The sequence below is a fragment of the Kitasatospora sp. NPDC056783 genome (genome assembly GCF_042789895.1).
GTDB lineage: Bacteria > Actinomycetota > Actinomycetes > Streptomycetales > Streptomycetaceae > Kitasatospora.
This window is the reverse complement of the sequence record NZ_JBHUAF010000088.1, coordinates 1-26,208: the sequence shown is the minus strand read 5'-3', so window position 1 is coordinate 26,208 and position 26,208 is coordinate 1. Positions and strand designations below refer to the sequence as shown.

23 protein-coding genes are annotated in these 26,208 nt (G+C 73.3%); 8 read left to right on the top strand and 15 right to left on the bottom strand.

What is annotated here, in order from left to right:
* A partial coding sequence (acnA, locus tag ACFRMQ_RS15870) for an aconitate hydratase AcnA (RefSeq protein WP_380731035.1) occupies positions 1-1,803 on the bottom strand: 1,803 nt, incomplete at its 3' end.
* 169 nt (positions 1,804-1,972) lie between these two features.
* On the opposite strand from acnA, the gene ACFRMQ_RS15865 reads away from it, so the two are divergent.
* Entirely contained in the window at positions 1,973-2,263 is a 291-nt protein-coding gene (locus ACFRMQ_RS15865) for a hypothetical protein (protein ID WP_380731034.1), read from the top strand.
* A gap of 105 nt (positions 2,264-2,368) precedes the next feature.
* On the top strand, positions 2,369-2,932 hold the full coding sequence (locus ACFRMQ_RS15860; protein WP_380731033.1) for a superoxide dismutase family protein: 564 nt from the start codon (positions 2,369-2,371) through the stop codon (positions 2,930-2,932).
* 126 nt (positions 2,933-3,058) lie between these two features.
* Here the strand turns inward: ACFRMQ_RS15860 and argF are convergent, their stop codons facing one another.
* The 3 genes from argF to ACFRMQ_RS15845 form a co-directional block, all read right to left on the bottom strand.
* Positions 3,059-4,060, bottom strand: a complete 1,002-nt coding sequence (argF, locus tag ACFRMQ_RS15855) for an ornithine carbamoyltransferase (protein ID WP_380731032.1) — start codon at positions 4,058-4,060, stop codon at positions 3,059-3,061.
* Between the two features lie 136 nt (positions 4,061-4,196).
* Positions 4,197-6,926 (bottom strand): polynucleotide kinase-phosphatase, encoded by a 2,730-nt coding sequence (locus tag ACFRMQ_RS15850; RefSeq protein ID WP_380731031.1) that lies wholly within the window; start codon positions 6,924-6,926, stop codon positions 4,197-4,199.
* Positions 6,923-8,569 carry a 3' terminal RNA ribose 2'-O-methyltransferase Hen1 gene (locus ACFRMQ_RS15845; RefSeq protein WP_380731030.1) on the bottom strand — a complete coding sequence of 549 codons (1,647 nt, stop codon included), beginning with the start codon at positions 8,567-8,569 and terminating at the stop codon, positions 6,923-6,925. Before ACFRMQ_RS15845 ends, ACFRMQ_RS15850 begins: the two co-directional genes overlap by 4 nt.
* A 141-nt stretch (positions 8,570-8,710) precedes the next feature.
* On the opposite strand from ACFRMQ_RS15845, the gene dapD reads away from it, so the two are divergent.
* Positions 8,711-9,715: a 2,3,4,5-tetrahydropyridine-2,6-dicarboxylate N-succinyltransferase gene (gene dapD, locus ACFRMQ_RS15840; protein ID WP_380731029.1), complete on the top strand. Its 1,005-nt coding sequence runs from the start codon at positions 8,711-8,713 to the stop codon at positions 9,713-9,715.
* Positions 9,716-9,891: 176 nt separating this feature from the next.
* Here dapD and helR read toward each other — a convergent pair whose 3' ends face one another.
* Positions 9,892-12,048 carry an RNA polymerase recycling motor ATPase HelR gene (gene helR / locus ACFRMQ_RS15835; protein WP_380731028.1) on the bottom strand — a complete coding sequence of 719 codons (2,157 nt, stop codon included), beginning with the start codon at positions 12,046-12,048 and terminating at the stop codon, positions 9,892-9,894.
* Between the two features lie 444 nt (positions 12,049-12,492).
* On the opposite strand from helR, the gene ACFRMQ_RS15830 reads away from it, so the two are divergent.
* Positions 12,493-12,774, top strand: coding sequence for a hypothetical protein (locus tag ACFRMQ_RS15830; protein ID WP_380731027.1), 282 nt, complete (start codon positions 12,493-12,495; stop codon positions 12,772-12,774).
* Here the strand turns inward: ACFRMQ_RS15830 and ACFRMQ_RS15825 are convergent.
* The 6 genes from ACFRMQ_RS15825 to ACFRMQ_RS15800 all read right to left on the bottom strand — a co-directional run bounded on the left by ACFRMQ_RS15825 (position 12,684) and on the right by ACFRMQ_RS15800 (position 18,393).
* A complete protein-coding gene (locus ACFRMQ_RS15825; RefSeq protein ID WP_380731026.1) occupies positions 12,684-13,424 on the bottom strand; it encodes a DUF6099 family protein in 741 nt (246 codons plus the stop codon). The two genes, ACFRMQ_RS15830 and ACFRMQ_RS15825, sit on opposite strands and share 91 nt — an antisense overlap.
* Positions 13,425-13,599: 175 nt before the next feature.
* Positions 13,600-14,013 carry a nucleotide pyrophosphohydrolase gene (locus ACFRMQ_RS15820; protein ID WP_380731037.1) on the bottom strand — a complete coding sequence of 138 codons (414 nt, stop codon included), beginning with the start codon at positions 14,011-14,013 and terminating at the stop codon, positions 13,600-13,602.
* An 8-nt stretch (positions 14,014-14,021) separates the two neighbouring features.
* Entirely contained in the window at positions 14,022-15,488 is a 1,467-nt protein-coding gene (locus ACFRMQ_RS15815; RefSeq protein WP_380731025.1) for an AAA family ATPase, read from the bottom strand.
* Between the two features lie 188 nt (positions 15,489-15,676).
* Positions 15,677-16,525 (bottom strand): putative RNA methyltransferase, encoded by an 849-nt coding sequence (locus tag ACFRMQ_RS15810; RefSeq protein ID WP_380731024.1) that lies wholly within the window; start codon positions 16,523-16,525, stop codon positions 15,677-15,679.
* A gap of 96 nt (positions 16,526-16,621) precedes the next feature.
* Positions 16,622-17,488, bottom strand: coding sequence for a RimK family alpha-L-glutamate ligase (locus tag ACFRMQ_RS15805; protein ID WP_380731023.1), 867 nt, complete (start codon positions 17,486-17,488; stop codon positions 16,622-16,624).
* Positions 17,485-18,393, bottom strand: coding sequence for a RimK family alpha-L-glutamate ligase (locus tag ACFRMQ_RS15800; protein WP_380731022.1), 909 nt, complete (start codon positions 18,391-18,393; stop codon positions 17,485-17,487). The genes ACFRMQ_RS15805 and ACFRMQ_RS15800 overlap by 4 nt, the downstream gene beginning before the upstream one ends.
* 209 nt (positions 18,394-18,602) lie before the next feature.
* Between ACFRMQ_RS15800 and ACFRMQ_RS15795 the strand changes: the two genes are divergently transcribed.
* A complete protein-coding gene (locus ACFRMQ_RS15795; protein ID WP_380731021.1) occupies positions 18,603-19,496 on the top strand; it encodes a GNAT family N-acetyltransferase in 894 nt (297 codons plus the stop codon).
* A gap of 69 nt (positions 19,497-19,565) precedes the next feature.
* On the opposite strand, the gene ACFRMQ_RS15790 is transcribed toward ACFRMQ_RS15795, so the two are convergent.
* Positions 19,566-19,994 (bottom strand): fic family toxin-antitoxin system, toxin component, encoded by a 429-nt coding sequence (locus ACFRMQ_RS15790; RefSeq protein ID WP_380731020.1) that lies wholly within the window; start codon positions 19,992-19,994, stop codon positions 19,566-19,568.
* Positions 19,991-20,227: a toxin-antitoxin system HicB family antitoxin gene (locus ACFRMQ_RS15785; RefSeq protein WP_380731019.1), complete on the bottom strand. Its 237-nt coding sequence runs from the start codon at positions 20,225-20,227 to the stop codon at positions 19,991-19,993. The genes ACFRMQ_RS15790 and ACFRMQ_RS15785 overlap by 4 nt, the downstream gene beginning before the upstream one ends.
* Before the next feature lie 264 nt (positions 20,228-20,491).
* On the opposite strand from ACFRMQ_RS15785, the gene ACFRMQ_RS15780 reads away from it, so the two are divergent.
* Positions 20,492-20,686, top strand: coding sequence for a hypothetical protein (locus tag ACFRMQ_RS15780; RefSeq protein ID WP_380731018.1), 195 nt, complete (start codon positions 20,492-20,494; stop codon positions 20,684-20,686).
* A 108-nt stretch (positions 20,687-20,794) separates the two neighbouring features.
* On the opposite strand, the gene ACFRMQ_RS15775 is transcribed toward ACFRMQ_RS15780, so the two are convergent.
* Positions 20,795-22,144 (bottom strand): class I SAM-dependent RNA methyltransferase, encoded by a 1,350-nt coding sequence (locus ACFRMQ_RS15775; protein WP_380731036.1) that lies wholly within the window; start codon positions 22,142-22,144, stop codon positions 20,795-20,797.
* Between the two features lie 362 nt (positions 22,145-22,506).
* A complete protein-coding gene (locus tag ACFRMQ_RS15770) occupies positions 22,507-24,582 on the bottom strand; it encodes an APC family permease (RefSeq protein ID WP_380731017.1) in 2,076 nt (691 codons plus the stop codon).
* A gap of 248 nt (positions 24,583-24,830) precedes the next feature.
* On the opposite strand from ACFRMQ_RS15770, the gene ACFRMQ_RS15765 reads away from it, so the two are divergent.
* Both ACFRMQ_RS15765 and ACFRMQ_RS15760 read left to right on the top strand, forming a co-directional pair.
* Positions 24,831-25,499 carry a potassium channel family protein gene (locus ACFRMQ_RS15765; RefSeq protein WP_380731016.1) on the top strand — a complete coding sequence of 223 codons (669 nt, stop codon included), beginning with the start codon at positions 24,831-24,833 and terminating at the stop codon, positions 25,497-25,499.
* Positions 25,499-26,170 (top strand): potassium channel family protein, encoded by a 672-nt coding sequence (locus ACFRMQ_RS15760; protein WP_380702877.1) that lies wholly within the window; start codon positions 25,499-25,501, stop codon positions 26,168-26,170. Before ACFRMQ_RS15765 ends, ACFRMQ_RS15760 begins: the two co-directional genes overlap by 1 nt.
* Positions 26,171-26,208: the final 38 nt, after the last annotated feature.

The window sequence follows — 26,208 nt, the reverse complement described above, 5'->3', positions numbered from 1 at the left end:
CTGGTAGCCCTTGTCGAACATGGCCTCGTCGATGGAGCCGGCGACGGTGTCGGCGACCTCCTGCTCGGACGGCCAGATGTCGGCGAGGAAGACGTCGTTGCCGTCGGCGTCCTGGCCCAGGGCGTCCTTGGTGATGTCGATGTTCATGTTGCCGGCGAGGGCGTAGGCGACCACCAGCGGCGGGGAGGCCAGGTAGTTCATCTTGACGTCGGGGTTGATCCGGCCCTCGAAGTTGCGGTTGCCGGAGAGCACCGAGACGACCGCCAGGTCGGACTCGTTGACGGCGGCCGAGACCTCCTCGGGCAGCGGGCCCGAGTTGCCGATGCAGGTGACGCAGCCGTAGCCGACCAGGTTGAAGCCCAGCTTCTCCATGTACGGGAGCAGGCCGGCCTTCTCGTAGTAGTCCATGACGACCTTGGAGCCGGGCGCCAGGGTGGTCTTGACCCAGGGCTTGACGTGCAGGCCCTTCTCCACGGCCTTCTTCGCCAGCAGGGCGGCGCCCAGCATGACGGAGGGGTTGGAGGTGTTGGTGCAGGAGGTGATCGAGGCGATCACGACCGCGCCATTGTCGATCTCGTAGGACGAGCCGTCGGGGGCGGTGACGGCGGTCGGCTTCGAGGCCTCGGCGGAGTAGGCCGGCAGCGCCTCGGCGAACTTCTCGGCGGCCTCGGCCAGGACCACGCGGTCCTGCGGGCGCTTCGGGCCGGAGATCGACGGGACGACGGTGGAGACGTCCAGCTCCAGGTACTCGGAGTAGACCGGCTCGTGCGACGGGTTGTGCCAGAGACCCTGCTCCTTGGCGTACGCCTCGACCAGGGCGAGCTGCTGCTCGTCACGGCCGGTGAGCTTCAGGTAGTTGATGGTCTCGGCGTCGATCGGGAAGATCGCGCAGGTCGAGCCGAACTCCGGCGACATGTTGCCGATGGTGGCGCGGTTGGCCAGCGGGATGGAGCCGATGCCGTCGCCGTAGAACTCGACGAACTTGCCGACCACACCGTGCTTGCGCAGCATCTCGGTGATGGTGAGCACCAGGTCGGTGGCGGTGGTGCCGGCCGGCAGCTCGCCGGTCAGCTTGAAGCCGACCACGCGCGGGATCAGCATGGAGACCGGCTGGCCCAGCATCGCGGCCTCGGCCTCGATGCCGCCGACGCCCCAGCCCAGCACGCCCAGGCCGTTGACCATGGTGGTGTGCGAGTCGGTGCCGACGCAGGTGTCGGGGTAGGCCTGGCCGCCCCGGACCATGACCGTGCGGGCCAGGTGCTCGATGTTGACCTGGTGGACGATGCCGGTGCCCGGCGGGACGACCTTGAACTCGTCGAACGCGGTCTGGCCCCAGCGCAGGAACTGGTAGCGCTCCTTGTTGCGGCCGTACTCGATCTCGACGTTCTGGGTGAACGCGTCCTTGGTGCCGAACTTGTCGGCGATGACCGAGTGGTCGATGACCAGCTCGGCCGGGGCCAGCGGGTTGATCTTCGCCGGGTCGCCGCCCAGCTCCTTGACGGCCTCACGCATGGTGGCGAGGTCGACCACGCACGGCACGCCGGTGAAGTCCTGCATGATCACGCGGGCCGGGGTGAACTGGATCTCCTGGCTCGGCTGGGCGTTCTCGTCCCAGTTTCCGAGGGCGCGGATGTGGTCGGCGGTGATGTTCGCGCCGTCCTCCGTGCGGAGCAGGTTCTCCAGCAGCACCTTGAGGCTGTACGGCAGCCGCTCGGAACCCTCGACGGCGGAGAGCTTGAAGATCTCGTACGACTCGTCGCCCACCTGCAGCGAGCTGCGGGCGTCGAAGCTGTTCGCGGACACGACTGACTCCTTCTGGGTGCTTCGTGCGGTATCCGGCCGCCACACGGTGGTAAGGTCACCCTTACTTAGGCTGACCTATCCCGCATCGCCGGTGAGCGCCTCTCGGCAAGTATCTTGATGTCGAGATATAGCGTAAGGGCCAGTTATCTCGATGTCGAGATAAACCATAGTGCATGGCCTGACTCACATCTTCTCCGGGCCGCACCGCTCGCGCTCCGGCCCGATCGACCGGACCGCACCCGCCACGACCACGGCTGCCGTCAGCAGCACCACCACAAGCTCACCACCGGAACCGCCGGTCGGCGAGGGGGCGGTACCCGCCGGCGGGACCCCGGACGACGCCGCGTACGTCGCGGTCGCCGAGGTGTACGGGGTGCCGCTGGTCACCGCCGACCTGCGGCTGATGCGGGCCGGCGGGCCGCGCTGCGAGATCCGGGGCATCCGGCGGGACACGGACTGAGCCGAGGCACCCGACGGACCCCCCACGAGCCGACCGCGGTGTCCTCGGGGCCCCGGCCGCGTTAGCAGGGGGACCGTCGCCCCCGCCCGTGGAAGGCCCGCCCCGATGCCCGCTCCGCTCGCCGCCGCCCTGCTGCCGCTGGCCCTGCTCGCCCCGGCCGCCTCGCCGGTCTCCGTGGTCGAGGCCGACTTCGACCCGGCCACCGCCTTCGTCCCGCCGGCCGCCATCAGCTACGCGAGCGACCTGGTGCCGTACGGCTCGCACGCCCGGATCGTCACCGACCGCTCGGTCCCCGGGCGGACGGCGCTCACCCTGACGGCCTCCGGACTCGCCCCCGACCACGAGTTCCCGGTGCACCTGCACACCCGCGACTGCGGGGCCGACCCGGCCTCCTCCGGGCCGCACTACCAGGACCGGGTCGACCCGGTGCAGCCGTCCACCGACCCGGCGTACGCCAACGCGCGCAACGAACTGCGGCTGGTGCTGCGCACCGACGGGCGGGGCGCGGGCAGCGCCACCACCGCGGTCAACTGGCAACCACGGCCGGGCGAGGCCCGCTCGCTGGTGCTGCACGCGGGCACCCCGGCCGGCTCGCACACGGCGGGCCCGTACGTGACGGGCCCGCACGCTGCGGGCGACCGGGTGGCCTGCGTCAAGCTGGACGGCTGAGGCCGGACGCGCCCTCGGGGCGGCGGGCCGGGGAGTCCCCGGGGCCTGGCGGGCCCGTCGGACCGACCCGACGGGCCGGACGGGTCAGGCCGAGCCGGACGGACCGGACGGGTCAGGCCGAGCCGGTCAGGAGCCGAGGGTGGCGACCAGGACCGCCTTGATGGTGTGCAGCCGGTTCTCGGCCTGGTCGAAGACGATGGAGTGCGAGGACTCGAACAGTTCGTCGGTGCACTCCAGCTCGGACATGCCGGTCGCCTCGTGCATCTGCCGCCCGACCACCGTGCCCAGGTCGTGGAAGGCGGGCAGGCAGTGCAGGAACTTCACGGCCGGGTTGCCGGTGGCCCGGACGGTGTCCATCGAGACCTGGTAGGGCTTGAGCAACTCGATCCGCCCGGCCCAGACCTCCTTGGGCTCCCCCATCGAGACCCAGACGTCGGTGTAGAGGAAGTCGGCGCCGGCCACGCCCTCGGCCACGTCCTCGGTCAGGGTGATCCGGGCGCCGGTCGTCTCGGCCAGGGCCTGGGCCGACTTCCGCACGTCCTCGGCCGGCCACAGCTCACGGGGGGCGACGATCCGGATGTCCATGCCGAGCAGGGCGCCCGTGACCAGCAGCGAGTTGCCCATGTTGGAACGGGCGTCGCCGAGGTAGGCGAGGGCGACCTCGGGGAGCGGCTTGGCGGTGTGCTCGGTGATGGTGAGCACGTCGGCCAGCATCTGGGTGGGGTGCCACTCGTCGGTCAGGCCGTTCCAGACCGGCACGCCGGAGTACTCGGCGAGCTCCTCGACGATCTCCTGACCGTGGCCGCGGTACTCGATGCCGTCGAACATTCGGCCGAGCACCCGGGCGGTGTCCTTGATGGACTCCTTGTGGCCGATCTGCGAGGCCGCCGGGTCCAGGTAGGTGGTGCTGGCGCCCTGGTCGTGGGCGGCGATCTCGAAGGCGCAACGGGTGCGGGTGGAGGTCTTCTCGAAGATCAGCGCGATGTTCTTGCCGCGCAGCCGGGGCTGCTCGGTGCCCGCGTACTTCGCTGCCTTGAGCCCGGCGGCGAGGTCCACCAGGAAGCGGAACTCCTGGGGGGTGAAGTCGAGCTCCTTGAGGAAGTTTCTGTTCCGGAGGTTGAAGGCCATGCCGGGCTCCTGGGGTGATGGACCGAGAGAAAGGGCAAGTATATACGACCTCCAGAATTTCTATGCAGCGACGGGGCGGATGAGGGGAGCCCCCCCGACCGGGACTCCCCTCGTTCGGCGCCGTCCGGCGCCACCGCTACAGCCGCGGGTCGACCGGCTCCGACTCCAGCGCGAGCACCGCGAAGACCGGCTCGTGCACCCGCCACAGCGGCTCCCCCGCCGCCAGCCGGTCCAGCGCCTCCACGCCCAGCGCGTACTCGCGCAGCGCCAGCGAGCGTTTGTGGCCCAGCGCCCGCAGGCGCAGCCGGTCGAGGTGCTCGGTGTAGTCCGGGCCGTAGACGATCCGCAGGTACTCCCGGCCGCGCACCTTCACCCCGGGCTGCACCAGGCCGCCCGGACGCCCCTCCCCGCGCGCGGTGCGCACCAGCGAGGCCAGCGGCTTGACCACCATGCCCTCGCCGCCCGCTCCGGTCAGCTCCTCCCACCACTCGGTGGCGGCGGCCATCGAGGCCTCGTCCCCGGTGTCCACCAGGACCCGGCGGGTGCGGTGCAGCACCGGCTCCCCGCGGTCGGCCCGGCCGACGGCCGTTCCCGCGGTCGCGCCCGCGGCCGTGCTGTCGGTGGCGTCGGCGGTGCTGCTGTCGGTGCTGCCGGCGGGCGCGTCGGCGTCCACCAGCCGGTCGATCCAGGCCAGGTGCTCGTCGTGCGGACGCACCGCGAGGTTCGCCCCCTCGGCGGCCAGCAGCTGGAACGGCGCGAGCCGGATGCCCGACAGGCCCTCGGTCGGCCAGCAGTAGCGCCGGTACGCCTCGGTGAACGCCCGAGCGTCGGCCGCGCGCTGCCGCTGGCGGGCGGTCAGGTGCGCCAGGTCCAGGCCGCGCCCGGCCGCGCGCTCCAGCGCGGACAGCACCTCCGGCAGGGCGGCGCCCGCAGCCGCGCCGACCGCCGCGTACTGGCGGCGCAGCAGTTCCACCGCCTTCAGCGACCAGGGCATCAGCTCGGCGTCCAGCAGCAGCCAGTCGGAGGCCAGGTCCTCGAACAGCCCGGCGCGCTCGGCGGCCTCCCGGACCCGGTCGAGCACGGCACCGGTCAGCTCCTCGTCGGTGAGGAAGGCCCGGCCGGTCCGGGTCCAGATCGCGCCGGGCCCGGCCACCCCGAAGCGTCGCTCCAGCGCGGCCCCGTCCCTGGCGACCAGCAGCACCGCGCGCGAGCCCATGTGCTTCTCCTCGCAGACCAGGTGCCGCACACCGTCCGCGCGGTAGCCGAGGAAAGCCTCCTCCGGGTGCTCCAGGTAGCCGTCCCGACGGGAGGTGGCGCTCGGCGCCATGGTCGGCGGCAGGTAGGCGAGCAGTCGCGGGTCCAGCGCGAAACGGCTCATCACCTCCAGCGCGGCCGCCGCGTTCTCCTCCCGGACGGCGACCCGCCCGTGCAGCCCGGTCTCGACGATCCGGCGACCGGCCACGTCGGCCAGGTCCAGCGGACGGCCCTCCCGGGAGCCCGGCGCGTCGGTGACCAACGGGCGCACCGGGGCGTACCACTCGCGCTCGGCCGCGACGCTCACCAGTTCGCGCTCCGGGTAGCGCAGCGCCGTCAGACTGCCACCGAAGACGCAGCCGGTGTCCAGGCAGACCGTGTTGTTGACGAAGCTCGCGGACGGCACCGGGGTGTGGCCGTAGACCACCAGCGCCCGGCCCCGGTACTCCTCCGCCCACGGGTAGCGCACCGGCAGGCCGTACTCGTCGGTCTCGCCGGTGGTCTCCCCGTACAGCGCGTGCGAGCGGACCCGGCCGGAGTTGCGGCCGTGGTACTTCTCCGGCAGGCCCGCGTGGCAGACCACCAGGGCGCCGCCGTCCAGCAGGTAGTGGCTGACCAGGCCTCGCATGAAGGCCCGGACCTCGGCGCGGAACTCCTCGCTCTCCCCGGCCAGCTGGTCCAGCGACTCCTGGAGACCGTAGGCGACGGTGACCTTCCTGCCGTCCATCGCCCGGCCGAGCTTGTTCTCGTGGTTGCCCGGCACGCAGAGCGCGTGACCGGCCGCCACCATGCCCATCACCAGGCGCAGCACGCCCGGGGTGTCGGGGCCGCGGTCGACCAGGTCGCCGACGAAGACGGCGGTGCGGCCCTCGGGGTGGGCGGCGTCCACCGGGCGGCCCTCGGCGTCCCGGGTGAGGGCGTAGCCGAGCCGGGTCAGCAGGGTCTCCAGCTCGGAGCGGCAGCCGTGGATGTCACCGACGATGTCGAACGGGCCGGTGAGGTGGCGCAGGTCGTTGTACCGCTTCTCCAGCTCGATCTCCGCGGCCGCGACCTCGGCCTCGCCGCGCAGGACGTGCACCTTGCGGAAGCCCTCGCGTTCCAGACCGCGCAGCGAGCGGCGCAGCTCGCGGTGCTGGCGCGGGACGACGTGGGCGGGCAGCTGCCGGTCCGGGCGGGAGCGGTTGCGCTCGGCGCACACCCCCGGCGGGAGGTCCAGGACGATCGCGATCGGCAGCACGTCGTGCTCACGGGCGATCGCGACCAGCTGCCGGCGGCCCTCGGGCTGGACGTTGGTGGCGTCCACGACGGTCAGCCGGCCGGCCGCCAGCCGCTTGCCGACGACATAGTGCAGGACGTCGAAGGCGTCGGCGGAGGCCGACTGGTCGTTCTCGTCGTCGGCGACCAGGCCGCGGCAGAAGTCCGAGGAGACCACCTGGGTGGGCAGGAAGTGGCGGCGGGCGAAGGTGGACTTGCCCGCGCCGCTGGTGCCGATCAGGATGACGAGGGAGACGTCGGTGACGGGCAGGCGGCGGGAGGTGGTGCTCTCCGCCTGATCCTGGTCCTGGTTCTGGTCCTGGCTCTCGTCAGGGCTGTCGGTGGTGTCGTCGGTCATCGGGGCTCGCCTCCTTCGGGCGTCGCGTCCATCGCGGGCGTGGTGGGCATCGCGGGCGTGGTGGGCATCGTGGACGGGGTGGGGCCGGGGGAGGTGCTCGGGGTCGGGGAGGTGGTGAACAGGGCCAGCTGGGTCGGTGCGCCGACCTCCTCGTCCTGCGGACCGACCGGGCGCAGCTCGACGGCGTAGCCGTACACGGCGGCGACCTTCTCCGCCCAGGCTCGGAACTCGGCCCGGGACCACTCGAAGCGGTGATCGGCGTGCCGGACGGTGCCCGCCGGCAGGTTCTCCCAGCGGACGTTGTACTCGGCGTTCGGCGTGGTGACCACGACCGCCCTCGGCCGGGCGGCGCCGAACACCGCGTACTCCAACGCGGGCAGGCGAGGCAGGTCCAGATGCTCGATCACCTCGCACAGCACCGCCGCGTCGAAGCCCTTCAGTCTGTCGTCGGTGTAGGTGAGCGCCCCCTGGGTCAGTGACACCCGGGCCGCCTGACGCTCCGACAGTCTTTCCAGGCCCAGCTTACGGCCCGCCGCGCGCAGTGCCCTGGCGGAGACGTCCACCCCGAGGATCCCGGTGAACCGGGCGTCCTTGAGCAGTTCGCCGATCAACTCGCCCTGGCCGCAACCGAGATCGGCGACGCTGGCGGCGCCGGTCTCGCGCAGTGCGGCGATGATCGCGGCACGCCGCCGCTCGGCGAGCGAGGGCTGCCGGGGCTCCCGCTCCCGCTGCGACTCCAGCGCCCGGGCCTGTTCCCGTCCGTGTTCCCGTCCGTGTCCCTGCGGCGTCTGGGCCTCCTCCTCCGGCCGGTCGTCGACCGCGTTGTCGATCTCCTCGACCTCGCGGTCGTCCGCCTCCGCCAGCCGGGCCAGCTCCAGCCGCTCCATCGCGGTCCGGGTCAGCGACCAGCGCCGGGACAGGTAGCGACGGGCGATCAGGGCACGCTCCGGGTGGGCGGCCAGCCAGCCCTGACCGGCGGCGAGCAGCTTGTCCACCTCGTCCGGGGCGACCCAGTAGTGCTTGGCCCCGTCCAGCACCGGCAGCAGCACGTACAGCTGCTGGAGCGCCTCGGCGAGCCGTACCGTTCCGGAGGAGAGCGCGATCCGCACGTAGCGGGACTCGCCCCACTCGGGGAACGACTCGTCCAAGGGGATCGCCGTCGCCTCGACCTGCCAGCCCAGCGGCTCGAACAGCCGGACCACCAGTGCCGGGCCGCCGTCCTCGCCCGTGCCGTTGGCGGGCACGGCGGGCAGCTCGATCCGCAGCGGGCGGGTCTGGCCGGGCAGTTCGGGGCGGGCCGGGCAGGCGCCCTTCATCGCGGACCGGAACACCGTGCGCAGCGCCACCGCGAGCAGCGAGGACGCGGCGTACGGACGGTCGTTGACGTACTGGGCGAGCGCGAAGTCGGGCGAGCCGCCGCGCCCCCGGCCGTCGCCCCGGCCCTTGCGGACCAGCGCGATCGGGTCGATGTCCAGCAGCAGCACCGCCGTGCAGAGCTCGTCCCCCGCCTCCGGGTAGAAGACGTGGGCCTCGCCGTGCGACGTGGTGAACCGCTGGACCTTGCCGGGGTGCTTGTGCAGCAGGAACCCGAGATCCGTGGCCGGGTCCTCGGCGCTGCCGGTGGTGGAGATCGACATGAACACCCGCCGAAGTATTGCCCAGCGCCGGGGAGCCGGGCACCGGGTTTTCCCACCTCACGGGGCGCCGACCGGCGGGTCCGGCGGCCGTGTCCGCCCGGTGGGCGTGTTCGGCACCGGGGCCCCGCATTGGTTAACGTGCACGGTGTGACTGCTGAATCCACCTCGCTCGAATCCACCTCTCCGGCGACCGGCGCCGTGGCCGCCGGTCTGGCCACCCTCGCCGCCGACGGCACCGTCCTCGACACCTGGTTCCCCGCCCCCGCGCTGGCCGCCGAGCCCGGCCCGGCCGGCACTGTCCGGCTGACCGCCGAGCAGGCCGAGGCCGAGCTCGGGGCCGGCGCGGCCGAGGCGCTGCGCGTCGACGCCCGCCGCGGCGTCGAGGTGGTCGCCGTGCGCACCACCATCGCCTCGCTGGACGAGAAGCCGCTCGACACCCACGACGTGTACCTGCGCCTGCACCTGCTCAGCCACCGCCTGGTCAAGCCGCACGGTCAGAACCTGGACGGCATCTTCGGGCTGCTGGCCAACGTCGCGTGGACCAGCATCGGCCCCGTCCCGGTGGACAAGGTCGAGCAGGCCCGCCTGGCCGTGCGCGCCCAGGGCGGCCAGCTGGCCGTCTACGGGATCGACAAGTTCCCGCGGATGACCGACTACGTCGCCCCGACCGGCGTGCGCATCGCCCACGCCGACCGTGTCCGGCTCGGCGCGCACCTGGCCGCCGGCACCACCGTGATGCACGAGGGCTTCGTCAACTTCAACGCCGGCACGCTGGGCACCTCCATGGTCGAGGGCCGGATCAGCGCGGGCGTCGTCGTCGGCGACCACAGCGACATCGGCGGCGGCGCCTCGATCATGGGCACCCTGTCCGGCGGCGGCAAGCAGGTCGTCTCGGTCGGCGAGCGCTGCCTGCTCGGCGCCAACGCGGGCATCGGCATCTCGCTCGGCAGCGACTGCGTGGTCGAGGCCGGCCTGTACGTCACCGCCGGCACCCGGGTCACCACGCCGGACGGCACGGTGGCCAAGGCCGTCGAGCTGTCCGGCCAGGACAACCTGCTGTTCCGCCGCAACTCGCAGAGCGGCGCGGTCGAGGTCATCGCCCGCTCCGGTTCCTGGGGCGGCCTGAACGCCGACCTGCACGCCCACAACTGACCTGCGGGCCTTGACCGTCGGGGTCCGGCGCCAGGCGGCGCCGGGCCCCGCTCGCTGCCCGGGAACAGCTCGGGGACACCCCGGGGACGATGGCGGACCGCTCGGACCGTCTTCCCTCCTTCGCTCCCTCCTTCCGTACGCCGCGCCCCTCCGCCGTGCCCACCGCCGGGCCGTCCTCAGGAACTCCTGAGGACCACCAGCCGCTGGGTCGCCCTGGTCATCGCGACGTACCGGTCGACGGCTCCCTCGATGCCCCCGCCGAACGCCTCCGGGTCGACCAGGACGACCAGGTCGAACTCAAGGCCCTTGGACAGCTCCGGGGTCAGCGACCGGACCCGCGGCCGCGCCTCGAAACCGGGGGCGCCGATGACGCAGGCCGTCCCCTCGGCGTGCTCGGCGAGCCAGCCGTCCAGGACGGCGTCCAGCTCCGCCACCGTCCCGTGCACGACCGGGATACCGCTGCTGCGGACCGAGGTCGGCACGTTGGCGTCCGGCAGCGCGGCCCGGATCGCCGGCTCGGCCTCGGCCATGACCTCCTCCGGTGTCCGGTAGTTGATGCTCAGCGAGGCCACCGTGTTCCGTTCGAGCCCGATCCGCTCCAAGCGCTCGGGCCAGGTCTCCGTGAATCCGTGCCTGGCCTGCGCCCGGTCCCCGACGATGGTGAAGCTCCTGGACGGGCAGCGCAGCAGCAGCATCTGCCACTCCGCGTCGGTCAGCTCCTGGGCCTCGTCCACCACGATGTGCGCGAACGGCCCGGCGAGCGGTTCCGGATCGGCGACGGGCAGGACCGTCTCGTCGACCAGGGTGTCCTGGAGGTCGCGCCCGCGCAGCATCGTCACCGCGCCCTCGCCGTCGTCATCGGCCTGGAGCAGGTCGCCGATGACGTCGGCCATGCGGGCGCGCTCGGCGGCGACCGCGGCCTCCCGCCGGCGCCGGCGCCGGTCCGCCTCCGGATCGCCGAGCCGCTGCCGGGCGGCGTCCAGGAACGGCAGGTCGGACACCGTCCAGGCCTGGGGTGCGGCCTTGCGCTGGAGCGCACGCACCTCCTCCGGTTCGAGCCAGGGCGCGCACATCCGCAGGTACGCGGGCACCGACCAGAGGTCGCCGACCAGCTCGGCCGGGTCGAGCAGCGGCCAGGCCCGGTTGAGCGTCCCGACCAGCTCGCGGTCCTGCCGCAGCGACCGGCGGAACAGCTCGGGCGAGACCCCCTCGGCCTCGTCCAGCTTGTCCATCAGGATCGTGGCCAGCTCCTCCCAGATCTGCTCGCGGGCCTCGTTGTGCGGGGTGCCCGGGTCCGGTGCGTCGAACGCGTCGGACCAGTCCTCCGCGCTCAGCCAGAGATCGGCCCAGTGGGTGGTGACCTCCATGCCCTCGGCGGGCGGCTCCTCGTAGAACCGGACGGCCTTCTCGACCGCCTTCACCAGCTCGACCGAGGACTTCAGCCGGGCCACCTCCGGGTCGGCCTCGGGCCCGGCCTGCGCACCCTCGGCGACGAGGTCCCGCACGGTGCAGGTGCGCACCCCCTCCTCGCCGAGGCTGGGCAGGACGTCGGCGACGTAGGACAGGTAGGGCTGGTGCGGACCGACGAACAGCACACCGCCGCGCCGGTGGCCGAGCCGGGGATCGGAGTAGAGCAGGTACGCGGAGCGGTGCAGCGCGACGACCGTCTTCCCGGTGCCCGGGCCGCCGTCGACCACCAGGGCACCCCGGGAGCCGGCCCGGATGACGGCGTCCTGATCGGCCTGGATGGTGGCCAGCACGTCCCGCATCCGGGCCGACCGGTTGCCGCCCAGGCTCGCGACGAACGCGGACTGGTCGTCCAGCGCGGCGTGCCCCTCCAGGCCCTCGGCAGTGAACACCTCGTCCCAGTAGTCACCGATCCGGCCCCCCGTCCAGCGGTACCTGCGCCGGCTCGCCAGGCCCATCGGGTCGGCGTGGGTGGCCGCGAAGAACGGCTCGGCCGCGGGCGAGCGCCAGTCGACCAGCAGCCGGCGCCCTTCGCTGTCGGTGAGGCCGAGCCGCCCGATGTACACCGGCTCCGGCTCGTCCGCGCGGACGACCCGCCCGAGGCACAGGTCCAGGCCGAAGCGCCGCAGGGCGCGCAGCCGACCGGTCAGCCTGTGCACCTCGATGTCCCGGTCCATCGCCTCCCGGCCGAGGCCGCCCGGCGCGCGGCGCAGCGCGTCGAGGCGGTCCGACAGCTCGGCGATCGACTGCTCCAGACTCTCCTCAATGGCCTCGAAGTGCCGTTCGTCCTCGCCGATCAGCGCCGGATCGGCCTTGGCGGCGAGGCGGTCGGGGAGGTCGAACGCCCTGGTGGTCTGGCGGTTCATGGCATCAGCTCCGATCTGAGGCCTGCGATTGTGCGCCACCACGGGGGCCTTGCCGCAAGACCCCCCATGCGCTATACGTTGAGAGTGGCGAGGGGTGGGTTTGCCCCCTTGTTCCTTCCTCCGTTCCTCTTCGGGCGCGTTCGATCGCGCCTCCGGCCACACCGCGCTCCCGCCGGGCCCGAAGCCTTCCCACGCCCGGACGGGCCCGGACAGGGCCTAGCCGAGGCGGCCCCGTGACGGCAACCCCGGCTCACCCGGGAGGCTTACCGCGCCGCGGAGTTGGACCGCATCGAGTGGTGTCCGGGTGACGGCCTCTGGGACGGTTCGTTGGGTGCTACGGCGGAGGTGGGTGCCCCGGTGGCGGGCAACTGCCGCCTCCCGCCGTGCGGTCCGAGCCACCGCGGGCCGCTCCACACCGCACCAGCGATCCGAAGAGGTTCCGTCATGTCCGAACCATCTGCCACGCCGCAGTTCCCGAGCAGCCCGACGGGCTCGGCCGACGGCACCTCGGCCGGACCCGCCACTCCCAAGAGCCTGCTGGAGCAGATGCAGGAACTGCTCGCCTCCGTCTCCGCGGACCTCGCCGAGCTCCAGGGCACCAGCCCCCGGAACGCCTCCTCCGCCGACTCCGCCGGCTACCCGACCGGCACCGACACCTCCGGCGCGTCCGACCGCTCCGGGGCCCCGGACACCTCCGGGGCCCCGGGGGAACCCGGCACCCGGTAGCCCGGGGTCCGTTCCGCCTCGGCAGGCCCGCCCCCGTCGGGCGGGCCGCTGCCGCCCGGCGGAGCGCTGCCGCAGGGCCGGTCACCGCCGGTGGGTGGACCGGTTTCGCCCGGTGGGCCGAGCCGGACCGTCAGTAACGGCGCCGCCCCGCTCCCCGCCCGCTCCGGTGCCGCCCCGCCGAGCGCCACGGACTCCTCCGTCTCGGCCCGGACCGCCGCCGCGCGCAGCAGACCGGTCAGGTCCTTGCACTCCGAGACCGCGTCCACACCGTCGATGCACGTCCAGTAGAGGCTCTCGGTGTCCGCTCCGCAGGCCAGCACCACCAGCGTCTCGCCGACCTCCTGGAGCAGCCCGTCCAGCGCCCCCAGGGCCGGCGCCAAGTCCCCGAGGTCGGTGAGCCGCGCTGCCCGGCCTCCGCTCACCAGGGCGGCCCGGACGACCGAGCGGTCCAGGCAGACCGCCGCGTGCGCCCCGGCCTCGGACAGCTGTTGGCCGAGACCGGTGAGCTCCTCGTCCTCCGACTCCGCCAACCGGACACCCACCGCCTCGGTGAGCAGCGCGGCCTGCCGCGCCTCGGCCAGCACGTCCGGTACGTGCCTGGCCTCGGCCAGGGCGTGCCGGGCCGTCTTGATCAGTCGCAGCGCCTCCATGGCCACCGCTCCTCCCGCTCGCTGTCGCCGTCACCTCCCGGCCCCGGGAGGGGCGGTCGGGAGGTGACGGCTGGTCACGGCAAGAGCGTGCGAGGAAGAGCGCGAGAGCGCATCCGCCTTGTCAGAACCTGTGGACAACTCCGGGGGTGTGGATGACTTCTCTCCCCCACAAGGGTTATTCGCTCACGTCCGAGTTGACGCCAGTCACATGTTCAGGGGCGTCGGCCGCCCTCTCTCCGAGGCCGCCCGGCGCGTCCGTCGGCACCGGGAAGCGGAGCTCGTTCCGCTCGATCTTGGCCGCCAGGGCCGCCAGCGGGTCCACCCCGACCGCCGTACAGAACTGCAGCAGGTACGCCAGCACGTCCGCGACCTCGTCGCGCACCCGGTACGCGCGTTCCGGCTCGGACATCACCGCGGCCGCCTGCTCGGGCGTCAGCCACTGGAAGATCTCCAGCAGCTCCCCCGCCTCCACGCTCAGCGCCGCCGCCAGGTTCTTGGGCGTGTGGAAGGGCTCCCACCGCCGGGCCGCCGCGAAGTCCGCCAACCGCTGCCGCAAGGCCTCCACGGTGGGCTCCGCCGGCCCCGTCACTCGTTCGCTCACCCCTCCAGGTCTACCGCATCCCGGCCCGCCGCCCCAGCTCCCGCCGGGTCACCGACCGGCCCAGTACCCTCCCGCACCGCATGGCCGTCCCCCATCACGCAGTCCTCCCCAGTCACGCCGCCCTCCCCCGCCGGGCGGCCCTCCTCCCCCGGACCGTGCCCGCCCTGGGCCGGCACCCGCGCCGTCTCCGGCCGCAGCACCGTGAACCCCGAGTCCGGGTCCCGCCGGCACTCGACCACCAGCACCGCTCCGCCCCCGAGCGGCTCCCCCAACGCCTCCCGCGCCGCCGCCGGATCCTGGAGGGCCGCGACCACCCGCAGCTGGCTGCGCTCCGCCATGTCCCGGGCCAGCCGCAGCAGCGTGGCGGCCTGCTCGACGGAGAGCCCCGCGCCCAGGTCCTCGGCCAGCACGATGAGCTGCCGGTGCGCCCAGGGCACCTCGGCGGCCACGTCCAGGTCGAGCACCCCGGCCCCGGTCAGCAGCACCGCGGCGAAGGCGAGGTGACGCAGCATGCCGTCGGAGGCCTGGTCGGCCCCGGTGCGGCCGAGGACACCCTCGTCGAAGACGGCGAGGACCCGCCGCACGCCCTCGCTCTCCCGCTCGGCCACCCTCAGCCCGAGCAGCGGGTACGGCGCGGCGGACTGCACGGCGCGCAGCAGTTGCCCGTACCGGCGCTGGCACTCGTTGCCCAGCCGGTGGATCACGGCGGAGATGTTGGCGGCGTTGCCGCGCAGCCGGGCCTGCGGGTCGGCCCGGGCCCAGCCCCGCATCAGCGCGGGGACGGGGTGCAACGGGAAGACCTCGCGCAGTGCGGTGAGCAGGTCCTCGGTGGCCGCGAGGACGAGGCACTCCCCGGCCGACGAGCCGGCGACCCGCAGCGGCAGCTGGGCGGTGATCAGGGTGCCGCTGGGGAACGGCGCCCGGATGTCGCCCTGGCGGGTGTCGTTGTGCCAGCAGACGTTGACCCGCCGGTTGCGGACGTCCTGCTCGGCGGTGTCCATCAGGGTCCGGCCGTCGAGGGTGAGCGTCTCCCGCGCGATCCGGATCGGGCCGTCGGTGCGGATCACGGCGTCGAGCCGGATCAGGCCGTGCGGCGAGCGGACGGTGCACCCGAGGTTGATCGCGTCCCGCCCGTGCGGGACGCACCCGTCCAGCCCGCCGCGCACGGGTACGGCGAGCGGGCCGGTGCGGCCGGGCAGGCCGTCCAGCGAGTCGGCGATCTCCTCGCCGAGGGCGAGCCGGGACAGCACGGCCAGCGCGTCGAGGGCGTTGGACTTGCCGACCCCGGCGGGCCCGTGCAGCACGGTGAGGGGCGCGAGCGGCAGGACCGCGCGCCGGTAGGACTTGAACGAGGTGAGCCGGAGCTCCTCGACGGTGGGGCGGGGCACGGGTGGCCGGTCGGGCCCCGGGGCGCCCGGTCGGAGGTGGGCCGGGGCGGCGGGCCTGGTGGCTTCGCGGTTCACCCGTCGGACGTTAGCCGCAGGCCGACGGGCAGAAACGTGCCTGCGCGGCAGATTCATCCCAACGTGGCGCCCGGACACCGCCCACGGACCGCCCGAGCACCGCCCGGGAACCGCCCGAGCACCGCCCGAGCACCGCCCAGGAACCGCCCAGGCCCCTGGGAGACCCCTCGGGCACCGCGCCGGAGCGCTCAGCGCCGGTACGCGGCCACCGTCACCGAGGCCGTCACCTCGACCGGCTCCGGCAGCTCCGCGAGCGCGGCGGCGAGCCGCTCCGGGTCGGTGTGCCAGGCACTCGGCCCCATCCCGACGACGGTGCGCACGTCCTGCGGGCCGAGCCGCAGGGTGAACTCGACCTCCCGCCGCCCCGCGGGCTCCAGGTGGGGCCCGAGCTTCTCGTCGATCCGCCGCTGCTTCTCCTCGTCCACCGACAGCAGCCCCAGCGCGCCGACGAGTTCGCGCAGGTGCCGGGCGGTCGGCGAGACCAGCAGCAGGGTGCCGCCGGGGCGCAGCACCCGCCGGATCTCGGGCCCGTTGCGCGGGGCGAAGACGTTGAGCATCAGCTCGGCCGAGGCGTCCCGCAGCGGCAGCGGGCGCCAGGCGTCGCACACCACGGCGCCGATCCGGGGGTGGGCCCTGGCGGCGCGGCGCAGCGCGTACTTGGAGATGTCGAGAGCGGCGCCGACCTTGCCGGGCAGTGCGTCCAGGACGTGGGCCAGGTAGTGGCCGGTGCCGGCGCCGAGGTCGGCGACCAAGCCCTCGGTCCCGTCGGCGGCCGGGGAGACAGCGGCGGAGGCGGCCTCCGCCAGCGCCTCGGCGATCGGCCGGTAGTGCCCGGCGGCGAGGAAGTCCGCGCGGGCGGCGACCATCTCCGCGGTGTCCCCGGTGCCGGTGTGGGCGTCGCCGGCGAGGAGGCTGACGTAGCCCTGCTTGGCGAGGTCGAAGCTGTGCCCGGCCGGGCAGCGCAGGCTGCGGTCGTACCGGGTGAGGGCCTGCGCGCAGTGCGGGCAGGCCAGGTAGCGCTCGATGTCCTGGAGCAAGGTTCCGTCTTCTCTCGCCGTACGCCCCGGCCGGTCGGGGCGCCAGCCAGCCTAACCACCCGGCCGGACCGGACGTCCCGACCCCACCGGCCGGCCCTACCGCGGGCGCCCTGCCGGACCCGGAACCGAGAACGGCCCGGGAACCGGGAGCGGCCCCGGAACCGAGAGCGGGCCCCGGGAGCGGGCCAGGGCCGCGGGAGCCCCGACCCGCAGCGCCAGCGCCACGAGCGCCTCCGGCGCGCCCGCCCGGCCGCGCACCCCGGGGAAGGCGTTGACGTCCACGATGACCGGCTCGGCGGGCCCGTCCAGCAGGTCGACCCCGTACACGTCGAGCCCGAACACCGCGCCGACGCGCAGCGCGAGCGCCGCCCGCGCGGCGGACGGCTCCCAGTCCTCCGCCCGACCCGCCTTCCCGGTGCCGGTGGCGAGTTCGGACTGCCGCCGGGCCGCGAACACCTGTCCGTCCACCACCCACAGCTTCTGGTCCCAGCCCGTCCCCGGGACGAACGGCTGGGTGACGACCGGCTCTTCGGGCCGGCGCCCGGCGAGTTCCCGCAGCCGGGCCGGCCCGTCCACCCGGGCGACCAGGTCGTGCCGCCTGCTGTGCCGGCTCTTGACCACGAACGGGTAGTCCGGGGCGGTGAGTTCGCCCAGCGGTCCGGCGTCGGTGGTCCGCGCGAAGGGCAGCCCGGCGGCTCGGGCGAGTTCGGCCATCCGCACCCGGTCCTGGCACAGCCCGGTGGCCGCCGCCGAGTTGACCACCGGCGCCCCCAGGCGTTCCAGCTCCCGTGCCAGCGCGAGCGCCTGTGGCGTCCTGGCCTTGAGCAGGTAGACGTCCGCGGGTTCGGCCGCCGGCCCCACGGGCGGGACGACTACCACCTCGTGTCCCTGGCGCACCAACAGCTCGGCGGCCGCCGTCAGCACCGGGTGTCCCGGGTCGCCGGTGATCAGTCCGACCCTCACAGCAACTCTCCTTCACCGAAGCCGAGTTGCGCGTACGGGTCGCCGCCCGCGGGCACCAGATCGGCGGGCAGCGCACCGGGCACCGAGACGGCCGTGCCGCTTCGCGCGAGCCGCAGCACCGCTTGGGAGACCCGGGCCACCGCGTCCGGCACCTGGCGGAAGCTCGGGAAGTCGTTGACGTCCACCACCACCGGCCCGTCCGGCCCGAGCAGCACGTCGACCCCGTACAGGTCCAGCCCGAACACCTCGCCGACCTGGGCCACGATCCGCGCGACGCTCCCCGGCAACGGCACCCGCCGTTCGCGCACCGCCTGCCCGGGGTGCAGCGGCGAGGAGCGCTCCGTCGCGAAGAGCTCGCCGTCGACGCAGTACACCTTGAGGTCGGTCCCCGAGTTGGGCACGTACGGCTGCGCGATCAGCAGCCCCTCCCCCGCCAGCTCCGGCCCGATCACCGACAGTTGGTCGGGGCTGCGGACCAGCCGGACGCCGCGCCCGGAACTGCCGTCGGCGGGCTTGACCACCAGCGGGTACTCGGCCGCCGGGATCTCCGCCAGCCGCTCCCAGCGCGCGGCCGCGTACGTGACCGGAACGGGCAGCCCGCGGGTCCGCCCGATGACCGCGGCGATCGCCTTGTCCCGGACCCCGCGGATCGAGCGCACGTCGTTCACCGTGGTGAGTCCGACCGCGGCGGCCGACTCCAGCAGGGTCAGCCCGGGGCCGCCGGACACGGTCTTGAGCACCCAGGCGTCGTGGCTGCCCGCCCGGACCTCCTCGGAGATCGCCAGCAGCGAGTCCCCGGGGCGCAGTACATCCACCCGGTGCCCCCACTCCGCGAGTTGGCGTGCCACGTCGAGTGGCATGCCGTCGCGCCGGTAGTGTTCCTCCACCAGAAAGCAGAGCCTCATCGGCCTGTCTTCCCCCTCGCCTCGTGCAGACGTCCGCCGTCCCCCTCGGCGGAGCTGTAAAGGCATCAGCATGCCTGCCGCGTGCACACAAGATCGCTGCGGGCGGGTAAGCGTTGGGCAACAATCGCCGCTCGGGGGCGTGGCCGAGGTGCCGGACCGCAGGCGAAAAGGGGTGGCACGGCGCCCATTCCCCTGTTTGGATGCACGCCGTGACTTCTGACGATCATGTTCCCGACAGCCCTCTGCTCGACGAGATCGAGCGCTACTACGACGCCGTGCCGCGCAACGCCGCCCGCACCGAGGACTTCGGAGCGCTGACCCTGTTCGTCCGCAAGGGCGACACCGGCTGGCAGTACTACGCCCGCCCGACCCTCGGCCACACCGGCCCGGCCGCCACCGCCGAGGACGTCCGCCGGGTGCTGGAGCGGCAGCGGGAGCTGGGCGCGCCGGAGGCCTTCGAGTGGGTCGCCGAGCGGAATCCCGAGTTGCGGGCGGCGGTCGAGGCGGCGGGCCTGACGGTGCACGAGCACCCGCTGCTGGTGCTGGGCCCGCGGGACGAGCCGGCGCCGGCGCCCGTGCTGCCGGAGCACGTGGAGGTGCGGGTGCTGACGGCGGACGCGCCCGAGCTGGCCGAGGCGATCGCCGTCCCCGACCTGGCCTTCGGCGCCCCGGGCACCGCGATCGGCGCGGCGGGTGCGGCCGAACTGGCCGAGAAGGTCGCACGGTTGACGGCCGAAGGAGGAACCGCGCGGATCGCTCAGCGGATCACCGACGGCCTCACCGTGCAGGCCGCGGCGCTCGACGCCGGCACGGTGGTGTGCTCCGGCCAGTACAACCCGGTGGGCGCGGTCGGCGAGGTGGTCGGCGTGGGCACGCTCCCGTCCGCCCGCCGGCGCGGGCTGGGCCTGGCGGTCACCGCGGCCCTGGTCGCGCACGCCCGGGCGAACGGCGTGCGGACGGTGTTCCTGTCCGCTTCCGACGAGGACGTCGCCCGGATCTACCGCCGGGCGGGTTTCCACGGCTTCGCCACCGCCCTGATCGCGGAGCCCGCCGGGACCCCGGAGCCCGCCGAAGCGCGGGAGCCCGCCGCCACCCGGGCCTGAGCCGAACCCCGGCCCCGACGGGGACGGCAGCCCTGGCGGGGACGGCAGCCCTGGCGGGGACGGCGGCGGTCAGTCGTCGTCCTCGTCCTCGTCGTCCGCCCCGCCGACCTCCTCCCCCTCCGCCTCGTCCACCACCCAGGCGGCCAGCCGCTCGGCGACGCCCGACACCCCGATCCGCCCCTCGCGGATGGCCCGGGAGAGGCTGCGCACCTCGCGGGCGGTGGTGGCGACGGTGCAGCCGCTGGCGACCAGGTAGGCGTAGGCGACGGCGGTCGCGAAGAGTTCGTTGGTCTTCTCCAGGGCGGGCACCCGGATCAGCTGGTGCATCAGCGCGGCGGCGCGGTCCTGCGGTTCGGGGTAGACGGCGATGTCGAATATCTCGGCCTGGTGGCGGGTGACGGCCGCGAGCAGCGAGCCGTAGTCGGCGACCTGCGGGTCACCGGGTGTGTACTGCTCGGCGGTCATGAGCAGCCACGAGAGGTCGACCTCCAGCTTCAACGGCGCACGTCCTGGAGGTCGCTCGGCTCCCCGAACTCGGCGAGGAAGGCCGACTCGTACTCCTTCATGAACTGAGCGGCCGCGTCCACGAAGGCCCGTCCGGACTCGCCCATGTCCTGCTGGACCAGGCGCTCGATGTACTGGTTCATGCTGATCCCCTGCTGCTCCGCCCGCTCCCGGGCCATCTCGGCGGTCGTGGCGTCGACCCGCACGTTCAGCTGCTTCTTACCCATGCCGCTCAAGCTAGCGCTCAAGTGCTAGCACAACAAGGGCGCACGCACACCGCCCGCACACCTGCCGCACGCCCTCGCGCAACCTCGCCGTCATCGGCCAGCACCGACGGCCCGCACCGACGGCCCGTCCCGCGACCGGCGCCATCGGAGACCGAGGGCCGCCCGCGTCCCCGGCGGCGGAGTGAGACTTGAAGAGTGCAGCACCGTCCGGGACTCTGAAACTCCCCCGAGCGATCCCCGAGCGGCTGGTGCGGAGGCCCACAGATGACAGCCATGTTCGACCAGGAGCTGCGCGAGCAGCTCGACCAAGCCCGCCGGGACCTTGCGGCGGCCCGGACCGAAGGCGACGCCGATGGCGTCCAGGCCTACGAGGGCCGGGTCGCCTCGCTGCTACGGCTCGCCGCCCAGCACGGCATCGACCTCCCGCACAGCGTCGACGAGGAGGAGCACAACGAGTAGCCGGCCCGAGGAGGAGCACAACGAGTAACCGGCTCCAGGAAGCGCCGGAGGCGGCCACCCCGAACGGGTGACCGCCTCCTGCCGTGCCGTGCGCCCGAGGGCCCGGGATCACTCTCCGGCCGGCTCCAGGATCGCCACGCACTCGAAGTGGTGCGTCATCGGGAACAGGTCGAAGGCCCGCAGCGACACCAGCCGGTAGCCGCCCTCGCGGAAGAACTTCAGGTCCCGGGCCAGCGCCGCCGGGTCGCAGGCCACGTACGCGATCCGGCGCGCCTCCAGGCCGACCAGGTGCGCGACGGTCTCGCGACCGGCGCCCGAGCGCGGCGGGTCCAGCACGATCAGGTCGGTGGCGGTGATGCCGGTGCGCGGCAGCAGCGTCTCGACCCGGTCGCACTCGACCCGCACGTTCTCCAGCGCGGCCAGGTTGTGCCGGGCGTCGGCCACGGCCTGCTTGGAGGACTCGATGCCGAGCACCGCGCCGTCCTCGCCGACCCGGTCGGCCAGCGCGCCCGCGAACAGGCCGACGCCGCAGTACAGGTCGAGCGCGTTCTCGCCCCACTGCGGGTCCAGGCCCTCCAGCACCGCGTCGACCAGGGTCTCCGGCGCCTCCGGGTGGATCTGCCAGAAGCCGCCGTTGCTGACCCGCCAGGTCCGGCCGGCCGCCCGCTCGCGCACGAAGCCGCGCCCGTGCACCTTGTGCACGTCACCCTGGTCGTCGATCCGGGCGATCGACACCGGCTTGTCCAGCTCGACCAGCGGCAGCTGGGCTCCCTCGCGCGGGGTCAGCACCACCTGGCGGTCCGAGGAGCCGCTCGCGGCGATCGCCTCGACGCTCGCCACGCCCGACCAGTCGCGGGCCTCGATGCCCAGCTCGGTGACGCCCTCGGCGGCGATCAGGCAGCGGTCGATCGGCTGCACGTCGTGCGAGCGGTGCTTGCGCAGGCCGACCTTGCCGGTCTCCGCGTCCACCGCGTACTGCACCCGGGTGCGCCAGGCCGGCACCTGCCCGGCCGGCAGCTTGCCGCCGACCGGCTCGACGCTGCCGTCCCAGCCCGCCTCGGCCGGGGTGAGCCCGGCCAGCTTGGCCAGCTGCTCGGTCAGCACCGCCGCCTTGAGCTTGCGCTGCCCGCCCGGGGTGACGTGCTGCCAGTCGCAGCCGCCGCACTTGCCCGGCCCGGAGAACGGGCACGGCGCCTCGATCCGGTCCTTGGCGGGCTCCAGCACCTCCACCGCGTCGGCCCGCAGGAACCGCGAGGTGGTGGTCCCGTCGGTCACCAGCGCGACGACCTTCTCACCGGGCAGTGCGTGCCGCACGAACAGCACCCGACCCTCGTGCCGGGCCACGCAGTGCCCGCCGCCGTGCGCGACCGGGCCGACCTCGACCTCGTAGCGCTGCCCGGCCAGCGGCTCGCCGGAGGGCGCCTCGGGCCGCGACGGCCGGGCGGCGGCGGTGCGCAGCGCCTTGGGCGGCCGCACCGCCTGCTTGCGCGGCGCCTTGCGGTCGGCCCCGGCGGCGCCCTTCGAAGCGTCCTGGCCGGCCCCCTTCGCCGTGCCCGGGCCGGAGCCCTTCCCGGCGGCCTTGCGCGCGCCCTTGCCGCCCTCCTTGCCCGCGGCCTTGCCGGCCGTCGGCCCGACGGGCTCCCGGTCCTCCCGTTCGCCGGGGACGATCGGCGCGGTGCGCGCGGTGAGGCCGTCGCGGTCGGTGGCCTCCGGACGGGCCGGCCGGCCCCAGCGCGGCCGGGAGACCTTCCCGGGCTGGGAGCCGCCCCGGCGGGCGCCCTTGCCGGAGGCGCCGGAGGAGCGGGACGGATTGTTGCGGGTCACTGGGAGGAGTCCTTGCTGCGGTCGGGGGTGTCACCGGCGTTCGTACCGGTGGAGACGGAATCCTTCGACTTTACGGCCTTCGGCGCCCGGGGCTCGCCACGACGGACGGCACCCGGCGCCGACCAGGCCTTCTGCGGCTTGCGCCGTTCCGAGGACTCCAGCTGCCACGGCACCGAGGTGACCATCACCCCGGGCTTGAACAGCAGCCGTCCCTTGAGCCGCAGCGCGCTCTGGTTGTGCAGCAGGTGCTCGTACCAGTGGCCGACCACGTACTCCGGGATGTAGACCGAGACCACGTCGCGCGGGCTGCTGCGCCGCAGGTTCTTCACGTAGTCCAGGACCGGCCCGGTGATCTCGCGGTACGGCGAGTCCAGCACCTTGAGCGGCACCTCGATGCCGCGCTCGTCCCACTCCCGCCGCAGCACCGCGGTGTCGTCCGGGTCGACGTTGACCGTGACGGCCTCCAGCGTGTGGGCCCGGGCCAGCCTGGCGTACGCGAGGGCGCGCAGCGCCGGCTTGTGCAGCTTGGAGACCAGCACGATGGCGTGCACCCTGGTGGGCAGCACCACGTCGTCCGGCACCTCGGCGGCGATGAGTTCCTCGGAGACCCGGTCGTAGTGACGCCGGATGCCCTTCATCATCACGAACAGCGCGGCCATCGCGGCGATCGCGATCCAGGCGTGGCTGATCTTGGTGACCAGGACGACGATCAGCACGGCCATGGTCATCACCAGGCCGAAGGCGTTGATCGCCCGGCTGCGCTGCATGTGGCGGCGCTTGGACTGGTCGGTCTCGGTGCGCAGCAGCCTGGTCCAGTGCCGGATCATGCCGGACTGGCTCATGTTGAAGGCGACGAAGACGCCGACGATGTAGAGCTGGATCAGCCGGTTCGGGTCGGCGTTGAAGGCCAGGATCAGCAGGATCGCGGCGATCGCCAGCAGGATGATGCCGTTGGAGAAGGCCAGCCGGTCGCCGCGGGTGTGCAGCTGGCGCGGCAGGTAGCGGTCCTGGGCGAGGATCGAGCCGAGCACCGGGAAGCCGTTGAAGGCGGTGTTGGCGGCGAGCACCAGGATCAGTCCGGTGACACCGGCCACGAAGTAGAAGCCGGGCGTGAAGTTGCTGAACACTGCCTCGCTGATCTGCGCCAGCGCGGTCTTCTGGTGGTAGCCCGGCGAGGCGCCGACCAGCTGCTCGGTCGGGTTCTCGGCCATCTGGACACCGGTCAGCCGGGCCAGCCAGATGATGCCCATGAACATCACGACGGCGACGCTCGCCATCATCAGCAGCGTGGTGGCGGCGTTCTTGCTCTTCGGCTTGCGGAAGGCCGGCACGCCGTTGGAGATCGCCTCCACGCCGGTGAGCGCGGCACAGCCGGAGGAGAAGGACTTCAGCAGCAGGAACACCATCGCGAAGCCGGCCAGCGAGTCGTTGCCCGGGGTGGCGGCGAGGTGGAAGCCGGAGCTCTCGGAGGGCATGTCCTGGCCGAGAGCGAAGTGCCGGAACACCCCGTAGCCGACCATCCCGATCACGCCGACCATGAAGGCGTAGGTGGGAACGGCGAAGGCGCTTCCGGACTCACGGACCCCGCGCAGGTTCATGCCCATCAGCAGGACGACCACGACCACCGACAGGAGCGGTTCGTGGCCGCGCAGCGCGGGCACGGCGGAGACGACGTTGGCGACGCCCGAGGTGGTGGACACGGCCACGGTGAGCACGTAGTCGACCATCAGCGCGCTGGCGACCACCAGACCGGCGGCCGGACCGTGGTTGACGGTCGCGACCTCGTAGTCGCCACCACCGCTGGGGTAGGCGTGCACGTTCTGCCGGTACGACGCGACCACGGCGAGCATCACGATCGCCACGACGACGCCGATCTGCCAGGAGAAGTGGATCGCCGAGGCGCCCGCGATGGAGAGGGTGAGCAGGATCTCCTCGGGGGCGTACGCGACCGAGGAGAGCGCGTCCGAGGCGAACACGGGCAGCGCGATCCGCTTGGGCAGAAGCGTCTCGCCCAGCTTGTCGCTGCGTAGGGCGCGCCCGATCAGGATGCGTTTCGGAAGGTCAGTCGGCATAGGCACGTTAAGGAATCGTAGGGGCTTCCAGGTCAAGGCTCCGCCGTTTGTCCCCCCCTTCGTCGCGACTGTGTTCGGTGGACCGGCTAGCGTGTCGGATACGAGTCGGCAGGCAACACTCTGGTTGTCCAGCGTTGCCGGGTCGGCGCCCCCACGATGACCCTCGTCCCGGACGACCGGGCGGGAAACGGAGTTGAACGGTGTTTGCGCAGGTCAAGAGCCCTTCGGGACGGGTGAGGTAAGCGCCGGTGCACATCGTCATCATGGGCTGCGGCCGCGTGGGCTCGGCCCTCGCCAGAGCGCTGGAGAAACAGGGCCACTCGGTGGCCGTGGTCGACCAGGACCCGACCGCCTTCCGCAGGCTGGGCGCCGGGTTCAACGGGCGCCGGGTGACCGGCGTCGGCTTCGACCAGGACACCCTGCGCGAGGCGGGCATCGAGGAGGCCGGCGCCTTCGCCGCGGTCTCCAGCGGTGACAACTCCAACATCATCGCCGCACGGGTGGCCCGGGAGAACTTCGGCGTCGAGAACGTCGCCGCCCGGATCTACGACCCCCGCCGCGCCGAGGTGTACCAGCGGCTGGGCATCCCCACCGTGGCGACGGTCCGCTGGACCGCCGACCAGATGCTGCGCCGGCTGCTGCCGAGCGGCGCCGAGCCGCTGTGGCAGGACCCGAGCGGTGGCGTGCAGCTCGCCGAGGTCGCGTACGACCCGCGCTGGATCGGCCACCGGGTCAGCAAGCTGGAGGAGGCCTCCGGCACCCGGGTGGCGTTCGTCACCCGGCTCGGCGAGGGGGTCCTCCCCTCGCCGCAGATGGTGGTCCAGGAGGGCGACCTGGTGCACGTGATGCTGCGCCGGGCCGACCTGACGGCGGTCGAGGCCGCGTTCGCGCAGGGGCCGAAGGAGGAGGGTCACTGATGCGGGTCGCCATTGCCGGGGCCGGTGCCGTGGGCCGCTCGATCGCGGGCGAGCTGCTGGAGAACGGCCACGAGGTCCTGCTGATCGACAAGAACCCCAACTCCATCTCGGTGGAGCGGGTCCCGATGGCGGAGTGGCTGCTGGCCGACGCCTGTGAGATCACCTCGCTGGACGAGGCAGCGCTGCAGCGCTGCCACGTGGTGATCGCCGCGACCGGTGACGACAAGGTCAACCTGGTCGTCTCGCTGCTCGCCAAGACCGAGTACGCGGTGCCGCGGGTGGTCGCCCGGGTGAACAACCCCAAGAACGAGTGGCTCTTCAACGAGTCCTGGGGCGTGGATGTCGCCGTCTCCACCCCGCGTCTGATGTCCGCGCTGGTCGAGGAGGCGGTCAGTGTCGGCGACCTGGTCCGCCTGATGCGCTTCAGCCAGGGCAACGCCAACCTGGTCGAGCTGACCCTGGCCTCCGACACCGAGCTGGTCGGCACCCGGGTGGGCGACGTGGCCTGGCCTCAGGACACCGCCCTGGTGACCATCATCCGCGAGGGCCGGGTGCTGGTGCCGGGCAAGGACGACACCCTGGAGGGCGGCGACGAGCTGCTCTTCGTCGCCGCGCAGGAGCGCGAGGAGGAGCTGGAGCAGCTGCTGTCGCCCATCTCGGGCGCCCAGTAGCCGTCCGGCGCACAGCGGAAGGGCCCGCACCCCTCGCC